Origin of the sequence: Candidatus Sororendozoicomonas aggregata (assembly GCF_031528575.1) — a bacterium.
Taxonomy (GTDB): domain Bacteria; phylum Pseudomonadota; class Gammaproteobacteria; order Pseudomonadales; family Endozoicomonadaceae; genus Endonucleibacter; species Endonucleibacter aggregata.
Window position 1 is genome coordinate 1 of record NZ_JAVLSP010000199.1, and the last position, 1,067, is coordinate 1,067.

General features: G+C 46.4%; 1 protein-coding gene. It reads right to left on the reverse strand.

The window, feature by feature from the left end; translation table 11 throughout:
• Nucleotides 1-153: 153 nt before the first annotated feature.
• The gene (folE, locus tag V4C51_RS17770) at nt 154-708 is read right to left on the reverse strand and encodes a GTP cyclohydrolase I FolE (RefSeq protein ID WP_330927503.1); all 555 of its coding nucleotides are present in this window, start codon (nt 706-708) and stop codon (nt 154-156) included.
• Nucleotides 709-1,067 lie beyond the last annotated feature (359 nt).

The window sequence follows — 1,067 nt, forward strand, 5'->3', positions numbered from 1 at the left end:
GAGCGCCGTACCGGGGAGTACGGTCGACTGAGCAAAACTCCCTTAGAGCCGCAAGGAGCAAGCAAGGCCAGGAGCATGTTTATGAAATATCCGGGCTAGCTTCAGCTTTGCCCACTCCTCTTACGACAGCCCCCATGGTGCAGGGACATGGACTTAACCTCGAATAAACTGCAAAAACTCTTCCCGTGTCGCACGATTTTCGCGCATCAAACCACGCATCACGGAGGTAGTCATGGAAGAGTTTTGCTTTTCAACCCCACGCATCATCATGCACATATGCTTTGCTTCAATAACAACAGCAACGCCTTTGGCATTTACGGAATCCATTATGGCATCCGCGATATCCTTGGTCATATTTTCCTGAATTTGCAGGCGGCGGGCAAACATATCAACAATACGGGCAAACTTGGAAAGGCCAAGAACTTTACCGCCAGGCAGGTAGCCAATATGGCATTTGCCAATAAAAGGAAGCAAATGGTGTTCACACAGAGAATAAAGCTCAATATCCTTAATCACCACCATCTCACTGAGATCAGAATCAAATACCGCACCGTTAACAATTTCCTCAAGCTTCTCATTATACCCTTTGGTCAGATACCGCATAGCTTTGGCGGCACGCATCGGGGTGTCTGCCAGTCCGTTGCGATGAACATCTTCACCGATACTTTCAATAATGGCTTTATAATGCTCACTCAGTAATTCAGTCATTCCCAACTTCCTATCTGCACTGCTGTCCAAAGGGCTTTTAAACACGCTGCGCACTATAATTCATCCCCTGAGGTTGCGCAAAGCGTACATCACACATTTGCGATTTATTGATACAAATATAAGCGTCTCTTATCACCAGACCAGATCAGCTCAGCACAACTTCACCAGACGCTGATTTTTAGCTGTCAAAAGCCCATAAGAAGCAGTCTTAAAAGTCTGCCCGTAGCGAGGACTGCGAGAAATGGAGGATAAAAAGTCGGTTTTGTGAGGAGAATAGCGGGACTATTTGACGAACAAAAGCGACTTTTTAGACCCATTTATCGTAGCCGCAGTAGGAGCATGACTTTTAAGACTGCTTC

Excerpts from the sequence above, each read along its gene's own strand:
- folE (WP_330927503.1), bottom strand. The coding sequence starts at position 708 with ATGACTGAATTACTGAGTGAGCATTATAAAGCCATTATTGAAAGTATC.